Source organism: Aquirufa sp. OSTEICH-129A (assembly GCF_054558355.1).
Window position 1 is genome coordinate 1 of the sequence record NZ_JBPXKC010000015.1, and the last position, 476, is coordinate 476.

The 476-nt window shown below is 45.2% G+C and carries 1 protein-coding gene; it reads right to left on the minus strand.

Annotated features, from left to right (window positions below):
* On the minus strand, positions 1-476 hold a 476-nt coding region (locus tag SKC36_RS12305; protein WP_459466074.1), incomplete at both ends, for a hypothetical protein.

Here is a 476-nt window from a genome sequence, read left to right on the forward strand (position 1 = left end):
GCTGTTTGTGTTCCTGTTCCCGTTACTACCAACTTAGTAGCTGTTCCTGGATTGATGGTAATACTTGCGCTAGTAGCGGCTGTTCCGCTTGCTGGAGTAAAGACAAAAGTTCCTGCTCCTGATGTTCCAGTAAATTTCAAGCCTAAGCTGGTCAAGTTCGCTACTCCACTTGTGAAGTCGCCCGCTTGATTCAATACCTGATTTCCTCCTGAACCTAAGCCACTGATGGTTCCTGTCAAGGCTGTACTTACTGTTACATTATTATCCGCAGCATTGAAAGTCGGAACGGTATTACCATAAGCATCTTGGGCCGTTAAGGTATTCGTACCCGTAAAGGCGGTTCCATTGATTTGTGGACTTGTTAAACTAACTGCCAATTTAGCGAAGCTAGCTGGTGATACAGTAACCGATAAACGATCTGCTCCTGAAGATGAAATGCTTCCATCTGTTCCCGAAATAGTAGCCGATTCCGCTTT